This window comes from Microseira sp. BLCC-F43 (assembly GCF_041929235.1).
Classification (GTDB): Bacteria; Cyanobacteriota; Cyanobacteriia; order Cyanobacteriales; family Aerosakkonemataceae; genus Microseira.
In genome coordinates this window covers 85,834-103,046 of record NZ_JBHFNP010000306.1, presented here as the reverse complement: position 1 = coordinate 103,046, position 17,213 = coordinate 85,834, and the positions used below count along the sequence as shown (strand labels likewise).

At 43.2% G+C, this 17,213-nt stretch carries 14 protein-coding genes; 8 read left to right on the top strand and 6 right to left on the bottom strand.

Going from position 1 to position 17,213, the window contains the following annotated elements:
* The first annotated feature begins 174 nt into the window (after positions 1-174).
* Both ACE1CM_RS40900 and ACE1CM_RS40895 read left to right on the top strand, forming a co-directional pair.
* Positions 175-1,278, top strand: coding sequence for a tetratricopeptide repeat protein (locus ACE1CM_RS40900; RefSeq protein WP_374884880.1), 1,104 nt, complete (start codon positions 175-177; stop codon positions 1,276-1,278).
* 435 nt (positions 1,279-1,713) lie between these two features.
* Complete coding sequence (locus tag ACE1CM_RS40895) at positions 1,714-2,787, top strand: tetratricopeptide repeat protein (RefSeq protein ID WP_374884878.1); 1,074 nt, start codon at positions 1,714-1,716, stop codon at positions 2,785-2,787.
* Positions 2,788-3,062: 275 nt separating this feature from the next.
* Here the strand turns inward: ACE1CM_RS40895 and ACE1CM_RS40890 are convergent, their stop codons facing one another.
* The 5 genes from ACE1CM_RS40890 to ACE1CM_RS40870 all read right to left on the bottom strand — a co-directional run bounded on the left by ACE1CM_RS40890 (position 3,063) and on the right by ACE1CM_RS40870 (position 9,220).
* Positions 3,063-5,570 carry a CHAT domain-containing protein gene (locus tag ACE1CM_RS40890; RefSeq protein WP_374884877.1) on the bottom strand — a complete coding sequence of 836 codons (2,508 nt, stop codon included), beginning with the start codon at positions 5,568-5,570 and terminating at the stop codon, positions 3,063-3,065.
* Between the two features lie 63 nt (positions 5,571-5,633).
* Positions 5,634-5,885, bottom strand: coding sequence for a hypothetical protein (locus ACE1CM_RS40885; protein ID WP_374884876.1), 252 nt, complete (start codon positions 5,883-5,885; stop codon positions 5,634-5,636).
* Positions 5,875-8,748, bottom strand: a complete 2,874-nt coding sequence (locus ACE1CM_RS40880; protein ID WP_374884874.1) for a filamentous hemagglutinin N-terminal domain-containing protein — start codon at positions 8,746-8,748, stop codon at positions 5,875-5,877. Before ACE1CM_RS40880 ends, ACE1CM_RS40885 begins: the two co-directional genes overlap by 11 nt.
* Positions 8,745-8,867 carry a hypothetical protein gene (locus tag ACE1CM_RS40875; protein ID WP_374884872.1) on the bottom strand — a complete coding sequence of 41 codons (123 nt, stop codon included), beginning with the start codon at positions 8,865-8,867 and terminating at the stop codon, positions 8,745-8,747. The genes ACE1CM_RS40880 and ACE1CM_RS40875 overlap by 4 nt, the downstream gene beginning before the upstream one ends.
* Before the next feature lie 107 nt (positions 8,868-8,974).
* Positions 8,975-9,220: a hypothetical protein gene (locus ACE1CM_RS40870; RefSeq protein WP_374884871.1), complete on the bottom strand. Its 246-nt coding sequence runs from the start codon at positions 9,218-9,220 to the stop codon at positions 8,975-8,977.
* Between the two features lie 115 nt (positions 9,221-9,335).
* On the opposite strand from ACE1CM_RS40870, the gene ACE1CM_RS40865 reads away from it, so the two are divergent.
* The 6 genes from ACE1CM_RS40865 to ACE1CM_RS40840 all read left to right on the top strand — a co-directional run bounded on the left by ACE1CM_RS40865 (position 9,336) and on the right by ACE1CM_RS40840 (position 15,882).
* On the top strand, positions 9,336-9,590 hold the full coding sequence (locus ACE1CM_RS40865) for a helix-turn-helix domain-containing protein (RefSeq protein ID WP_374884869.1): 255 nt from the start codon (positions 9,336-9,338) through the stop codon (positions 9,588-9,590).
* Positions 9,591-9,888: 298 nt separating this feature from the next.
* Positions 9,889-10,848 carry a glycosyltransferase family 2 protein gene (locus ACE1CM_RS40860; protein WP_374884866.1) on the top strand — a complete coding sequence of 320 codons (960 nt, stop codon included), beginning with the start codon at positions 9,889-9,891 and terminating at the stop codon, positions 10,846-10,848.
* Positions 10,849-10,892: 44 nt separating this feature from the next.
* Positions 10,893-12,485, top strand: a complete 1,593-nt coding sequence (locus ACE1CM_RS40855) for a hypothetical protein (protein ID WP_374884865.1) — start codon at positions 10,893-10,895, stop codon at positions 12,483-12,485.
* 50 nt (positions 12,486-12,535) lie between these two features.
* Positions 12,536-13,285, top strand: coding sequence for a class I SAM-dependent methyltransferase (locus ACE1CM_RS40850; RefSeq protein ID WP_374884864.1), 750 nt, complete (start codon positions 12,536-12,538; stop codon positions 13,283-13,285).
* 51 nt (positions 13,286-13,336) lie between these two features.
* The gene (locus ACE1CM_RS40845; RefSeq protein ID WP_374884863.1) at positions 13,337-14,290 is read left to right on the top strand and encodes a lysylphosphatidylglycerol synthase transmembrane domain-containing protein; all 954 of its coding nucleotides are present in this window, start codon (positions 13,337-13,339) and stop codon (positions 14,288-14,290) included.
* 80 nt (positions 14,291-14,370) lie between these two features.
* On the top strand, positions 14,371-15,882 hold the full coding sequence (locus tag ACE1CM_RS40840) for a glycosyltransferase family 39 protein (protein WP_374884862.1): 1,512 nt from the start codon (positions 14,371-14,373) through the stop codon (positions 15,880-15,882).
* Positions 15,883-16,041: 159 nt separating this feature from the next.
* Here the strand turns inward: ACE1CM_RS40840 and ACE1CM_RS40835 are convergent, their stop codons facing one another.
* Positions 16,042-17,208 carry a DUF4336 domain-containing protein gene (locus ACE1CM_RS40835; protein WP_374884861.1) on the bottom strand — a complete coding sequence of 389 codons (1,167 nt, stop codon included), beginning with the start codon at positions 17,206-17,208 and terminating at the stop codon, positions 16,042-16,044.
* Positions 17,209-17,213: the final 5 nt, after the last annotated feature.

Sequence of the window (17,213 nt, the reverse complement as noted above, 5' to 3'; positions counted from 1 at the left end):
GTGTCGATATTAAGCTCGCATATTCCAAAAAAGCAATAGAATATGAACTTTTTTTGGTGGCATCAAAAAGTTCATAAAGTTCATAAAATTCATAATTATAAAATTAATAAAAAATTCAGTTGATCTTGCTGGTTTCGCGGTATAATCAAAAAAAATCTGAAATCAGAATGAAAAATGAATGCGGAAGAGATCTCGCAGTTATTGGCGTTTGCGGACAAATTAGTCTACGAAAAGACAGGAAAACACCTGGAATCTAGAGAAAAAGACATACTCAAACAAACACTGGAAGGCAAGGGTTATAAGCATTTCAAGTGCGATAACCTTAGAAATAGCTACATAAAACAGATTGTGGCTCCGGCTTTATGGCAGAAGTTGTCTGAAGTAACCGGGGAAAGAGTTACGAAAACAACGGCGATCGCAGTCTTGCAAAAACTACAGAAAGATCGCTTGGAAGAGCAAACAAATCCAGAGGTGCGATCGCAACAGAATCCAGAAACACAAAAAGAGTGCGATCGCAATGTCACACACCCGATAGTAGAGAGCGCTCGCATTGACGAATTGCTCGCATCATCCGCATCTGAAAATCATCAAACCCCACCCAATACATCCACCTGGCACAATTTCATAAACTCGCTCAAACCGGGATTACCGCTGTTGCTTTCATCGGCATTAATTGGCTCTGGATTTGGTCTATCTTGGTTAGCAAATTGGTACGGCGTCACAAATCATTTAGCAGGTGAATTGCCCAAAGCGCAAACAGGCTACGATTGGGCGCTAAAGTTAAATCCTGGTTCGCCATCGGGTCATTATAATTTGGGAAACCTTTACGAAGACCAACAAAATTATCAAGCAGCTAGGGAACATTATTCAAAAGCGATGCAAGATGATTTTGTGGCGGCTTCGGCTTATAACAACAAAGCTCGTTTATTGATTATTCAAGATAACAAACCCGCTGCTGCCGTAGATTTATTGCAAAAAGCTTTACCCCTGGCTAAAGATAAGATGGTGCGATATGATATTCATAAAAATATGGGTTGGGCGTTACTAAAACAGAGTCGCTATGAAGAAGCAGAAACACATTTGCGAACTGCGGTAGAATTAAAGAGCGATCGCGCGCCTGCTTATTGTCTTCTGGCTCAAATTTTAGACCATAGAAAAGATAAAAAAGCTGCGTTGGTGCTATGGCAAAAATGTCTCGGCTATGCTTCGATGTATAACAAAGATGAAGCAATTTGGATCGGGATGGCACGACAACGGATGAATAATGTTAGAAATTAATGTTTTGATCGCCAGCCGCCGTCACCCTGAAGGGTGCGGCTATACAAACTTGCGTCCGCCTTCGCGGACTCAAGAAGTTGATTAGCCTGCTCTGGCAGGCTTTGTTTGTCTAGCCCTACCCTTCGAGGGTAGGTGTTGAAGAAGTTGATTAGCCTGCTCTGGCAGGCTTTGTTTGTGTAGCCCTACCCTTCGAGGGTAGGTGTTGAAAAAGTTGATTAGCCTGCTCTGGCAGGCTTTGTTTGTCTAGCCCTACCCTTCGAGGGTAGTTAATTTTACCAGAAAAAATCGGTTGTTAGCCTCCCCGTTTTAAGAGGAAAGAAAACATTAAATTGCTTCGCTCACAATCCTATAAGCTTGAGGGAGAGGTAACTGTCAACTGTCAACTGTCAACTGTCAACTGTCAACTGTCAACTGTTAAACGGAGGTGTAATGTAGATGAAAAACCGAGTAGCGATCGCATTCATCATAACCACAATTCTATCCGCTGTAAATTCGCAGTTAGCAATTGCACAATCTAATCCCAATGATTCGCCAATTGGCAAAATTGTCGAAGCAAGCGGCGAAGTTTTGTTGCAACGTCGAGGCACAACGCAATTTCATCGCACCAGCGTCGGGACAAACTTATATTCTGGAGATTTACTCAAATTAAATAGAGGCATTCGCGCGATTGTTTTTTGTTACGAAAATCGCCAATCTTGGCGCGTCCCCGAAGGCATTTCTGGTGCGGGAAATGGTTGTCCTCCCACATCGCAAGCTATCTTTACACCAAGCGGCCCAATTGGCCCAACTCGCAGTACAAATTCTCCTATTCCTGATATTATCAGCCCGCGCCGAACCGCAATATTAAATGACAAACCAACATTCCGTTGGTATCCGGTAGCAGGCGCAACCAGCTATATCGTGCGAGTCAGCGGTACGGGGGTAAACTGGGAGCAAGAAGTTAGCACGACTGAGATTGTATATGCAAGCGATCGCCCGTTGCAACCCGGTGGAATTTATTCCGTCTCTGTGAAAGCAAATAACAGTCCAGTTGTCGCGCAAGAAGTATTTACCTTGCTCAAACTAGAAGATGCACAGCGCGTTTTAACAGAAATAGAAGCTGTGAATCGTCAAGATTTACCAGAGGAAGGAAAAACTTTAATTGTTGCGGATATTTACCTCAAAAATAAACTGATTTCCGAAGCTACAGACAAGTTAGAATATTTAGTTAAACGGGAAACCAAAACAGCAGCAGTTTATTACACTTTGGGTGAATTATACGGACAGATAGGACTGATTGATTTAGCCCTAAATAACTACTTGCAGGCAATTGAACTCGCGAAAACTGCCAACGATATCGAAGCACAAGCACAAGCAAAAACCCATTTAGCCGCAGTTTACAATACGATGGGTAATTTTAAAGAAGCTATCAATTGGTTAACTCAAGCCAAAACCGAATATGAAACTTTAGGATATCAACAACAAATTAACGAAATCGAGCAACAATTACAGAAATTAAAAAATCAATAACCTGGGGGAGGCGGAGCCTCTAAGAAACAGAGGCTCCGCCTCTAAGATCTCGTTCCCAGGCTCAGCCTGGGAACGAGGTAAGGTGGGCTGCTGCCTGCTGATAAATAGTCTGCGTAGGCAGACTTTGTTTGTGTAGCGGCAGGATTAATCCTGCCGCTGTAATTACAACCAATTTGAGCCTGGGAACGAGGTAAGGTGGGCTGCTGCCTGCTGATAAATAGTCTGCGTAGGCAGACTTTGTTTGTGTAGCGGCAGGATTAATCCTGCCGCTGTAATTACAACCAATTACCCACCAAAATATAAGGCGACCAATAATAGGGATGCTGTTGATTTCCGCTATCTTTTAACATAGACAGTTGCGCCTGCTGAAGTGCCTCAGCTTTCGTCAATTTATTTAAAGCTAATCCTTGATAAAACCGACTCATTAAAGTGCTAGTAGAAGCATCATCCACCTGCCATAAAGTTCCTAAAGTACTGCGCGCACCCGACTTTACAGCTACTCCAGCTAATCCTAAAGTAGCACGTTTATCTCCTTGGGCAGTTTGACAAGCACTTAAAACTAATAAAGAAATCTCTTCAGATCTACTTTGGCTTCTAATCCGCAATATTTCCGGCAATTGAAGCACATCAATTGGCTCTGGTGAAGCGGTTAAAATAAAAGTTAACTTGGGGTCGAAACTAAAATTCCCGTGAGTGGCTAAATGGATCGCATTATAGTCGGCTGAATTGATTTGGGTGAGAAAATTTTCGGTTTTAAATTTGTCATCTATTAGAATTGTCGAATCTATCTTTAACTGCTGCAAAGTCGTCTGAATTTGCTGCAATTCGCTTTTGATATGATTTAAGCCTGCAAATCTAAATTCTTGCTGTCTTCTAATTAAATCTCGGCTTCCGCTTAATCCAGCCATTAAAACCCGGTTAAATTGTTTAGATTTGGATACTAAAACTTGGGAACTGGGAACAATTGCTGTAGCGTACTGTTGCACAAGATATTGTTTGTGTTCGCTGTCGTAGAGAGATGCTAGAGGAATTTTTCGCAAATCGCTATCTAGAACAAATATCAAGGTTTTGATCTGTTTCAAATCTGGTTTGATGGGTTTGATTAACCAATCGTAAACTGTTTGAGACAAGGGTAAAACTGTCGTTTCCAAGTCTGCCAATTTACTCAAGGCAACAAATAAATTATTTAGCGTATTTTCAACTTCTTCTGGCGATGGTAAATCAGTCCAGCGATGAATTAACGGTTGGTTGGGTAATTTGAGGATAATTTCTAAGCGGTTATCTAAAATAATTGGATAAATTGCTGCTGTTTGACTTTGTTGGTTAATTATTTCGTCGAGTTGCTTTGGGTTGTTTTCTACCAAACTGCACCGGAAAAACTTTTCCAATTCGGCAAGCTCGAGAGATTGGATAATATTTCGAGCAAATTCTAAATTGTTTTGAGTTGCTGGTTGAGATTGTAAGATCAATCTAACTAATTGACGATAGACAGGTTCGATGCTGTCTCGAAAAGAAAACTGGATGTCTGGATTTTCAATTCCCACTAAATCGCCGCGCAAAGATTGGATGGTGTAAAATGCTTGGGTGTAAGATGCGATCGCATTCCCCACTCTCCCCTGTTTTTCCCCCACTCTTCCTAATTGCCATTCCCATTGGTAAGCAATATCCGCTGCTGTCGCTTCCTGCGCCAATCTTAAAGCTTGCAAAGTCAAACTTTGAGCATCGGTAAAATTTTGAGTCACTTCGTACAATCTGCCTAAATATCCTAAACCATAAGATTTTGCTCGTAAATCGCCTATTTCCCCTGCTTGTTTCACAGATGTGGCTAATAATTGACCGATTTCTTTCCAACTAGGAGCAACAGCGGCATTAACTTGTCTTAAGCAAATTAAATTATGCGCCAAGTTGATGCGAGATGCAATAGTTATTCTATCCCTTGGTAAGCGATCAATTTCAGCTATGATTTGAGGTAATAAACTTTGTATTGTTGATGCTTGGTTGAGTGCGATCGCTAAACTTACATAATTGATTTGCGCCTGAATTTTTGTCGTGCTAAACGCAGATTTTGTCGCTGCCTGTCCGTAATATTCAGCAGCGCGTTGATAGTATGCTTTAGTATTAGAGTAACTAGCATGAGGACAATTTAACGCTTCGACGCTAGTAAAATTTTGCTCTTCTCTATAACCTTTACTTCGTTCTACATTTCCCAAACTTAGCAAAGCCGCACTTTCTGCTTCCGGAGAAGGCAATCTTTGGGCAACTTTTAAACTCAGCGCTAAAACTTGTCTAGATAATTCTAAATCGCCTAATTTATGCAAAACATCGCCTAACCCGCGCAATCCGATTGTTTTGGAGATAGAATCGGGTATTTTGTCAAGAGGATGAAACAAAAAATCAAGATTTGGGTTATCAGATCGATCGAGCAAAGTTTGATGCTGTTCAATTAATTTTTCGCAGCTAGATTCGCCGACTTCAAAGGCTTGTAATAAAGTGTTGCAAGCTAAAGGATAGCGCCCCAAACTTTGCCATGCTTCGGCTTTATTAATTAGACTGGAAGCCATTCCCTCTTTATCCCCAATTTGAGCCGAAATATCTGCCGCTTGCTGCCAAATTCGGGCAGCGGCTTCAAACTCTCCAGCTTGATGAAGTTGTTGGGCTTGAATTGTTAGTTGTAAAGCTGGGGAAGCGGGCGATCGCTCCCCCGCTTCACTTGGTATAATCAAAGTTAAAACCAGCGTCATTAAGAACAGAATAAATATACTCAGATTTCTTAGCGATCGCATAGCCCCTCTTAAATAAACTTCCGCTTTTCATAACACAAAATATTTTCTATTTTGTAGGGTGCGTTAGCGATAGCCTAACGCACCGATATCTAATAAATGGTGCGTTAGTGAAACGTAACGCACTGTTGGTAAAGTCGGAAAACCTAACCCCCCAACCCCCTTCCCTGCAAGGGAAGGGGGGGCCTTTAAGCCCCTCCCCGCTTCGGGGAGGGGTTGGGGAGGGGTCAGATCTGGGATCGCTTTGCCAACAGCATCTTTTAATCCCTGGCGGGTGGAGAGGAAGATGCAAAATTCTCTTAACCATTTAACGTACATGACAATTTCCTGAAATCCGCAACAAACTATTAGTAGGAGGAGAAGCTACTAAAACAATCTCACCTCGATCGTTTCTGATCCATCCAGTTGCTTCTACTAACTGGTTAGATGAATTCTGTGGAGTAACTGAAATACTGCTTTGCCCCCCTTGGTAAGGGGGGTTGGGGGGATCGATTTCCGCAACTGAAATACTGCTTTGCCCCCCTTGGTAAGGGGGGTTGGGGGGATCGATTTCCACTTGATTAAATATCACAGCCTCGCTGCGAAGTGCTTCTGCTGGTTGAGGCGGGACACCGCGCCCAGTAACGCTTAATCTATTATCTTCATCCGGAGAACAACCCAAGACAATTTGCCTCGAAGTATCCACAAATTGCGGAGATAAATCTAATAATCCCTGACTAGGATTAACCTCTGGAGTGTTGAGGTTAACTTCTCCTTCTCGTCCAAATGTCGAACTAGCAGTAATATCGCTTTGTCGGGTTGCTTGCAAACGATATTGAGTGCCAAAAATTGCTTGAGAATTAATTTGCACTCTACCTCCATCACCTCTTTCCGCATTGGCAGTAATATCGCTATTTTCTAATGCGGCTAAAACTCCCGTATTGATGATAATATTGCCACCCGTAGCACTTGTTCTGCCATCGGTTGCGATCGCACTGCCATCGCGCAATATTAGGTTATGCGATCGCAGTTGAATATTACCAAAATTACCCGCTTGAGTTTCGGCATTCAGGCTACTGTTATCTAACTCGATAGAATTAGCTGTAATATTAAGGTCGCCTGCTGCCCCTTCTCCATCTGCACTAACAGAAATTTTAGCTTCTGCTTGAAGTTGCAACTGTCCAGTTTCAATGGTTAAATTTCCTCCGGCACCTTTTGAATCAATTGCTGTATTTGCAAACAGTCCGCTATTTGCATCAACGCCCGCGACGTTTTCAGCACCAAATTGAGTCAGTCGATTCGTAAATGTGGGGTCGCTTCCAGATATAATTATGCGTGCGATCGCATTAATTCTAATGTCGCCAGCTTTGCCACCACTGCCCGTTGTAGTAAATACTTGTCCGCCGTTAATAGCTTCAAAAGTATTAACGTTAATAGTAACGTTGCCGCCATTTGTATCCCTAATTGTTGCAGCGTTAATCACCGAACCATTTTGCAATCGCAACACATTTGTATTGACTATAATATTTCCACCGCGACCAGATGCCAGCCGCTCCGTTTGGCTAAATAATCCACTAGAAAAGCCATCATAAACGCCAAACCCAGATAAAGTTACTCCATCAACTGTGTTAATCCAAATATTTCCTCCGTTTCCCTCTCCGTTGGTGCTGGTAGTAACCAAAGCACCATTTCTCACCTCAAGCAACCTAGCTGCGATATTAATATTACCGCCTTGACCAACCGCTAACTGTCTCACCCGACTGAACGCACCGCTGGAGAATTGATTAGCTCCTTCTCCATCGAATAAAACCCGATCGCGAACATTAATATTGATATTTCCTGCACTTCCTTTTCCCAAAGTACTAGCCGTCAAAACCGCACCGTCAGTAACAAATAGCGACCCAGTATTGATGTTAATATTTCCTCCCTGCCCTGTGCCTGTACTTTCTACTCGGCTGAAGGCTCCACTCGAGTAAATATCAGTATTTTTATTGAGGAAAGGCCGCTGTCCCGTAAAATCAACTACATCACTGACATTGATATTAATACTGCCTGGGTTGCCTACTCCTCTAGTACTGGTAATTAAAACTGCTCCATCTCTTACTTCAAAAAAATTGGTTGTGATGTTAATTTCGCCACTGTTACCAATACCTTGCATACCGACATCGTTAATAATAGCTGTAAAGAATTCTTGTGGACTAAGACTTGCACCCGCGATCGCAACTTTACCCGTTGCATTTATCTCAATATTTCCAGCTATTGCTCCTGGCGAACCTAAATTTTCGGCGATTCCAGCTTCTAAAATACTTCCAGAAGTAATTGCTAAATTGCGGGCATTAATATTAATACTGCCGCCACCATCCGTTCTCACATTAATTCTAGAGCGATTAGCGATCGCAACATCAGCTCGTTCCGCAGAATCAGCAAAACTCAAGCTACCATTGCTATTGAGCGTGATGATTCCAGTTTGCGAATATCCTCCTAACTCAATTTGACCTGCTGGATCTTGTAATGTTCCACCTTCTAATCTTATTTCACCTCCGACAAAAGCTAAGGTTCTTCCTGGTTGTACTGCTAAACCTTGGGGACTATTTTCTCTTTGAACTTGTGCAATGTTACCAAGCGTATAATTATGACCCGCTCCCTGCAATAAAATCCTTCCTGGATTTGCACCCATTTGTAACCCAATCGGAACGTTAATCGTTAACAAAGGCGCAATTTGCGGATTAACAGCACTAAATTCCGTCCCATCAGCAAACTTGATACTATTCGCTGTCGTACCAATAAAAGAACCACCAATATTTAGCCTTGCATTAGCACCAAAAATAATCCCGTTGGGATTGATTAAAAACAAATTCGCCGTCCCATTAGCTTTAATTAAACCATCAATATTAGAAATAGAACCACCCGTCACGCGGGCGATAATGTTTTGGATATTCTGGGCGTTGTTAAAGTAAGCTGCCATCCCCGCAGGAAGGGAAAATTGCTCAAAACTGTGGAAAAGATTCCCACCCGCTGTTGTTCCGCCTTGAATTAAGTTAGCGTTACCTTGCAATTCGACGGTGGAATTGATTGGCAGAGTGCGATCTGGGACAATTTGAGATTTCGCGAAAGGGCAAATGCTTGCGATCGCACAACCTACAACTAGCGCGATCTGGGCAACTTTCCACTGCCAACACCAAATTACCCATTTGTGCTTCATGGGAGAATTTTAGCGCGATTCCCTTCGGGATAGCTTCGCTTCACGCGATCGCATTTCCCAAAAACCGGGTTGGCGTGGGGTGGAGAAGCGATCGCACCCATAAATTGCTGTCGGGGCACGGCATCAAAAATATATTCGCATCGCGAACAAAGTTAATCGTGCCGTGTCCCTACCGGGTGTGAATGGTTGTTTGGGATGGAGATGCGACGCGCACCCTATGTCAATCTCAATTGTGCGATCGCGGCGATTTCAGCACGCTAATCATCTCACCTTGATTACGCGTTGGCACAGGTTGACTCCACGCCCAAATTGGCGCGATACCCGCAACTTGGCAACTGTGAATCTTTTGCTTAATCCAGTCTGGCGTACCAATCAGAATCATACGATTGGCTGGTCGATCCGAAACGGGTAAAGCATCAGCGATAGACGTAGCAGGTGTTTCACCCACATCGGTTGATAAGTTTTCAGACATGGCTTACCTGACTTCTTACTAGGTTTTTGATTGTAACTACAAACATAACTATCGTATCGGATGTTTGTAGTTACAATCATTTACTTGGTTAAAAACCTCTGACATGATTGGGTGCATGGGAAAAGCAGGAAAGGCACTCAGGCACGTACTAGAAACCTATGGCATTGCCCAAAATCGGCTAGCCGTGAAAATGGGCATCAACCGTTCTACTGTTTACCAATGGGTGAATGAAGTTAGCGATCCATTGGCGGAAGCTGTTACGGAAATCATCAAAGCCTTGCGGCAAATAGATGAAGCTGCTGCGGAAGACTTTATCGATCTGTATCTTGAACGTAATTCCCGCAATGATGACCAGGGTAGAACGCTGTAGGGGCACGGCATCAACAACATATTGGCTGGCGAATCATGTTAATCGTGCCGTGCCCCTAGCGGGTGTGGATGGTGGTTTGGGGAGGGGAAGCGTAAGCACAGCCCAAACCACCATGTCGAACCTGTACCGATAAATTGCTGTAGGGGCAAGGCATCAACAACATATTGGCTGGCGAATAATGTGTTTTTCGTGCCGTGCCCCTAGCGGGTGTGGATGGTGGTTTGGGGAGGGGAAGCGATCGCGCCCCCATCCAACTCTGGTAATATCATGCTTTCCCGGCGATTTTGGGTTTTCACCCATGACCAAGCTAATTATCCAAATTCCCTGTTACAACGAGGAAAGCACCCTGGGAACAACCCTAGAGGCACTACCTCGCCAGCTTGAAGGCATTGATATCATCGAATGGCTGATCGTTGACGATGGCAGTATTGACAACACGGTAGAGGTTGCCAAAGCCTACGGAGTCGATCATATTGTGCGCTTGACCACCAATCGAGGTTTAGCCAAAGCATTTATGGCAGGATTAGAAGCGAGTATCAAAGCTGGTGCAGATATTATTGTCAACACCGATGCCGATAACCAATACTGTGCAGAAGATATTCCCAAATTAATTGAGCCAATTTTATTAGGTCGAGCCGAAATAGTGATCGGTGCCAGACCGATTTTCAAAATCAAACACTTTTCACCCATCAAAAAACTCCTGCAAAAATTCGGCAGTTGGGTAGTTCGCCTCGCCAGCAGCACAGATATTCCCGATGCGCCCAGTGGCTTTCGTGCCTTCAGTCGGGAAGCGGCAATGAGGATGAACGTATTTAACGAATATACCTATACATTAGAAACGATTATTCAAGCCGGACAAAAAGGGATTGTAATGACATCAGTCCCGATTAGAACCAACGGATATTTGCGTCCTTCGCGCCTAGTTAAAAGCATTCCCACTTATATCAAGCGGTCGATTTTTACCATCTTGCGAATCTTCATGGTTTACAGACCGCTCCGCTTTTTCTTAATCTTAGGAACCGTGCCGTTTAGTGCCGGATTTTTATTAGGATTGCGCTGGTTAATTTATTTCTTTCAAGGTACGGCTCGCACGAGAATTCCCAGCTTAATATTGGCGACAATTCTAATTTTAATCGGTTTTCAACTATGGATGTTTGGTTTAGTAGCAGATTTACTATCAGTCAATCGCAAACTCATGGAAGAAATTCAATTACGGATGAGAAGAATGGACGCAGAAAGAACCAAGGAAAAAGATTAGCAATAAAGCCTAAACAATTAGCAATTAGCAATTAGCAATTAGCAATGACCAAAGACTTATTCGCCCGCGAAGCACTCGCCCAAATTCCCAAAATATTAACATTGCTAGACCGCAATCCCCACAGCCCCACTTATGGCTGTTTTGACCGCAACTTCTGGCAATACAAAATCATCGATTTTCCCAGCGGTATGGCACAGGAATTTGTCTGGCCTTTGGCGCTGGTTTATCATACCGCTGTGCCGAATAATCCCTTTTATAGAAGGCGGGTGATTCGAGATTGGGTGGAAGCCGGAATACTCTACGCCGCACGCAGCGCCCATCGCGACGGCTCCTGCGATGATTATTTCCCCTACGAAAGAGCGGGGGGCGCTGCGGCTTTCTCCCTACTGGCTTGTATTGAAAGTTACACAGAATTAAAATTAAAAAATGACGAGATTCTCAAGTTTTTTGAGAAGCGGGCAAATTGGTTAGCTCATCACAATGAAAGCGGCAGATTGACCAATCACCAAGCTTTAATTGTCTTGGGGTTAGAATTGCTTTCTAAACTCTTATCAACTACCCAGTGGGATAAAGCGAAAGCGCTACGTTTGGAACGGGTTTTAGATTGGCAAAATGCTGAAGGTTGGTTTCAAGAATACGAAGGTTGCGATCCGGGGTATCATACGCTGACGATTACTTGTTTGGCGAGAATTTATCAAATTAGACCCGATATAAGATTGAAAGAAGCGCTGATTAAAGCGGTTGATTTAGCGGCGCATTTCGTGCATCCAGATGGCTCTTATGGAGGAGAATATGCTAGTAGAAACACTTATAACTTTTTTCCCCACGGGTTTGAATTAGTCGGGCGGTGGATGCCAGATGCACTGAGGATAAATGACCGCTTTTTAGTGGCACTTGCTAATGGGCTTGCACCTTGTTATGCTGACGACCATATTATCGGTCACCATACTTGGAATTATCTACTTGCTTGGCGAGACTTTGTTTCAGATCGACCCGCACCCGCACCGCGTACTACTGATAGTCTTTGGTTAAAAGAAGCCCAAATTCTAATTGAACGACGCGGGGATACAGAACTTTATTTGGCGTTGAATAAAGGCGGTGTTTTTAAGCTGTTTCGCGGGAAAAAATTAGTGGTTTCGGATACGCAGTTTTCCTTGCAAGTCCGCGACGGGAAAAAAGTGAAAAATGCCGTGGGGCATCTGGTTGACAAATATCAAGTAAAATTAGAGGATGACACGATTACAATTCAAGGTCAGTTGGGGTGGGCGAAACAAAAACAAATGACGCCGCTAAATTTGTTAATTTTGCGCGTGGTAATGCTTTTTTTTGGGCGATTCTTCCCGAATTTGATTCGCAAGTTACTGCAAAAAATGCTAATTACGGGTAAAAAAAATGCACCTTTTAAGTTTACGCGGGTTTTGAAATGGGAAAATGATGGATGGTTGGTGACAGATGAATTGGTAGCGATGTCGTGGAAGAATGTTGTGAGTGCGGGGATTGGTTGCGATCAAACTTCGATTTATGTCGTGATGAGTCGCACTTTTCAGTTAGGTCAATTGCAACCTTGGATGGATTTAACTGAGGATGTGAAGAAACTTTCTGCGGGTGAGACGTTTAAATTAGATCGCAATTTTTGAATTTAGTAGTGAGGACTGAAGTCCTGACTAAAAACAGTAGGAGAAAGAAAATGCTATACGAGATGAATCCACTGAATAGATTTTCTGACCGAGTGGAGGATTATGTTAAATATAGACCGAGTTATCCAAGGGAGGCGATCGCATCGATCATATCCTCATTAGAAACTGCCGAAGTAGTAGCAGATGTGGGTGCTGGTACGGGTATATCTTCACGTCTGCTAGCTGATTTACACAGCATACGGGTAATTGCAATTGAACCAAATGCTGAAATGAGACAAGCTGCTGGAACCCATCCTTTGGTAGAATTTCGAGATGGAACCGCAGAGGCTACTAATTTAGCCGATAATCAGGTTGATTTAGTAACTTGCTTTCAATCTTTTCACTGGTTTAATCCTATATTAACGCTGCCGGAGTTTCACCGAATTTTAAAGCCATCTGGGAGATTAGCTATAGTCTGGAATACGCGCGATCGCAATGATGAATTCACTGCTGAATATAGCAGCATAGTCCGCAAAGCGTCAAACAATCATCCAGGCGAAAAGCGTTCTGATGCAATTAAACCTTTTCTAGAAAGTTCGCTGTTTGGGAATCGTTGTCAGTCTGTGTTTCCTTATAAGCAGAAGTTAGATTTAGCAGGATTGGTTGGTCGTGCTATGAGTACTTCATATATGCCAAAGTCAGGGGAAGCATATGAGGAATTGTTGTCTGATTTGCAGCAGTTGTTTGAGGGGAGTTGCGATGAGGATGGGTTTGTGGGTTTAGTTTATCAAACTGAAGTTTATCTCGCTGAACCGAATTAATTTATTTTGAACCGCAAAAGACGCAGAGGACGCAGAGAAGAGAAAGAAGAGATGAAGAGAGTTGTTTCTATTATTGTGAGTTTGGTTATTTTGGGTGTAATCTATTGTCAGATAGATTTTGCTGGGTTGATTGGGGTTTTTCGGAATTGCGATCGCATGTGGATGGCGATTAGTTTGGGTATGGTTGTACCGCTGACATGTATTACTGCTTGGCGGTTGCAACAATTGATGCCAAATGGGTCTAGTTTGGGGTTTTTTGAGGCGAATAAGTTGATTTTGGCGGCGAGTGTGTTAAATATGGTTTTGCCGTCGAAGATGGGAGATATTGCTAAGGCTTATTTTATGAAGCAGCGGGGACATTTGGATGGTTCGCTGTCGCTTTCTTTGGTAGTGTTTGAGAAAGCTTGCGATATGTTGTCGCTGCTGTTGTGGTGTGGGTTTGGGTTGATTGTTTATGAGAATAAGGATTGGTTATTTTGGGTGATGACGGGGAGCGTAATTTTTGGACTGGTGACGGGGGTTTTGCTGTTAGGGTCGCGGAAGTTTGCGGCGGTGTTTTTTATTATTGGGAAGGCAGTTGTACCGAAGAAAATGCGCCCTAAAGTGGAAAAGTTGCGTCTATCTTGGGGTGAAATGCACGATTATTTTTGGCGGGATAAGTTGCAGTTGCTGAAAATAAGTTTAACTTCGGTGTTTATTTGGTTTCTGCACCTTTTGCAAATCTGGTTTTTTATCCTGGCGCTGAAAGCTTGGACGCCAATGTTGGCAAATTTGGCTTTGTCTCCGTTGGCGATTTTGGCGGGGTTACTGCCGCTGACGTTTGCGGGGGTGGGGACGCGGGATGCTGCTTTGATTTTGTTTTATCAACCTTATTTTGCTGCGCCTACTGCGGCGGCGTTGGGTGTGCTTTGTACTTCGAGGTATTTGTTGCCGGCGATCGCTGGTCTGCCTTTTCTGGGACAATATCTGGTAGCGGTGCAGAATTTTAGGAGGGAGTCGCTTTGAGGGATGGAGATTTTTTATTGAACCGCAGAGGACGCAGAGGACGCAGAGAGAAGAGTGTAGGTAGAGGGGTTGGGTTTTTTATGGGGATTTTAAAGGGATTTAGTAAGTTTAGTTTGGCGGAGAATGTGGTTTGGTTTGCAATTGGGTTTGGGGTTGTTGTTAGGGTGGTTCAATATGTTTGGAATCGTTCGCTTTGGGCTGATGAGGCGGTTTTGGCTTTGAATATTGTTAATCGATCTTTTTGGGGGTTGTTACAGCCTTTGGATTATGACCAAGGTGCGCCTTTAGGATTTTTGATGGTTGAGAAGTTGGCGGTTGAAGTGTTTGGGAATAATGAGTATGCGTTGCGGTTGTTTCCTTTAATATGTGGTGTGGTTTCTTTGGTTTTGTTTTATCGGTTGGCTAAAAGGTTTATTCAGGGATGGGGGATTGCTATTGCGCTGGGGCTTTTTGCTAGTTTGCATTATTTGGTTTACTATAGTTCTGAGGTTAAACAGTATTCTAGCGATGTAGCGATTGCTTTATTCTGTTCTCTACTATCTCTGCGGTTATTGAGTTCAAAGTTGGGGATTTATGATGTTATAATTTTGAGTCTCGGGGGTGCGATCGCTATCTGGTTTTCCCATCCAGCGATTTTTGTTTTGGCAGGGGTCGGTGGGAGTTGTTTTTTACTTAAATTAGTTAAAAAAGAAGAGATAAAATTAGCCAATTATTTAGTCATTTATTCAAGTTGGATAATCAGCTTTGTCGCTTTTTATTTTAGCTCGATTAAAAATTTGAGCGGTGACGAAGATTTACTCACCTCGTGGCGGGCAGCTTTTCCATCATTTCCTTTAGATATTATTTGGTATCTCGATGCTTTCGGTAAATTCTTTTATAGACCATTAGGTTTTAATAGCCCATTCGATGGATTGGCTATAATTATTTTTATGTTAGGCTGTATCTCCTGCTATCGTCGCAACAAACAAGCACTATTAATTATACTTTCCCCTGTATTAATGACATTTTTAGCCTCAGCTATACAGAAATACCCGTTTCGCAGTCGTCTGGTATTATTCCTCACTCCATTTGTTATTTTACTAATTGCCGAAGGAGTCGATTACATTCGACGCAAAACCAAATATAAGTTTGCTCCTATAGCCAGTATCTTAATATTATTCTTGTTACTCGCACCCCCCATAGCGAGTGCCAGTCAACTCTTAGTCAAACCTTACCTACGAGGCGAAATCAAACCCGTCATTACTTACATCAAAACCAATCAAAAACCCGGAGATATCCTCTACATCTATCAACGAGGCAAATATCAATTCATCTATTATGCCGAAAAATTTGGCTATCAAAAAGGAGATTACATCATTGGCGTAGACGACTTAGATAAATACGATGGAAAAAAACTATCAGAAGCAGAATGGCAGCGATATAAAACCGACCTAGATAAACTGCGCGGCAAGAAAAGAGTCTGGTTACTCTTTTCTCACGCAACCGTCGCCAGTGAAAACAAAAAAATTAAATCCTACTTAGACACCATAGGTAAACAAACCGATTTCTTTGAACGTCCAGGCGCCTTCGTTTATTTATACGACCTCAGTTAATCCTCCCTTCTCTTCCTCCTCTTCTCTTCTTGGCGTTCTTGGCGTCTTGGCGGTGCAAAAAAAACCAGATCTCGATAGCAACTTGGGTTTCCTTCCCTCCTTCTTTTCTTCTCTTTCTCCTCTTCTCTTCTTGGCGTTCTTGGCGTCTTGGCGGTTCAATTAGATCTTCTCTTTCCGTGGCGGTACAATACCCAACCGATTCAAACCTTCATCAATCTCCCGCAACAATTCAAAATCCTCCTCAAACCCAGAATACCCCTTTTCCAGAAACGCAAACGCCTGCCGAAATTGACTAGGACTTGCTTCAATCGGACAATCAAAATGACAGGGAACAATGCGCTGAAAATCCCAACTAGCTATTTTATCTGCCCAGTCGATAGTTTCTTGCGGCGCGCGATTGAGAATCAGCGTTTGTAAAATCGGCGCTACAAGCAACCTACCGCCCCCGCGCAGGGCATCAAACGACTGTTTCCAGTTTTTTTGCCATTTGAAAGGGTACAAGCCGAAATAAGCCTTCCTAGACCGATCTGGTGCTTTAAACGAATCGCGAAATGCTTGTCCCAGTTTAGTTGTCTCCAATACGCTGGGACGAAAATAAAATGCAAATAAGGAAACTCGCTGCCATCCTTTGCGACGGTTTGCTGCACTGTCGAAAACTCTCTCCCAGCTATTATCTCTGGCGTGGAAGAGCAAGGGATAAGGGTCAATTTGAACAATTTCTGGCGGTTCTTCTGGTATCACAACAACCGAGTCTGTTACTAACAAGGTGCTTGTAGTTTTGTGGAAAAATGCTACTTCTGCAAACTTTCCCGGTCCCAGATAGATTGGTCCTAAAATGGCATAATCAAATTCATCGGCGAAGGGGGTTTTTGTGCAATTTTCTGGCAGTATAAATGTGCGTTTGCTAGGAAAACCTAGCCAATTCAAGGGTAAGTTTAGGGGAAAACTCCACTGGGAAGGCGCTACAAATACCTGTGCGTTAGGAAAATATCTGGCAAATGGTCCGACAAAAACTTTGTGTTCGAGTCCGGAAATGGTTGGCAGGATAATGTATTTTACATCCCCGTGTTGTGCTACCAATTCTTTCACGAGGCGGATACATTCTGGGGTGGGTGCGACGGGTGCGTAGATCAGGAGTCCACCTTGGGAGAGTTTGACAACGGTCATGCGAATTGGGACGACTACGTAGAAGATGCCCTGAAGTTGGTCGAATGTCCAGACTGTATCTTTAATGACTTCTTTGCGAATCGTGCGCCGCTTACTATATGGGTAAATGGGGACTGCATGCCAAAAACGCCAAGAGAAGTCGTTAGGATTGGGGTTCATGATGG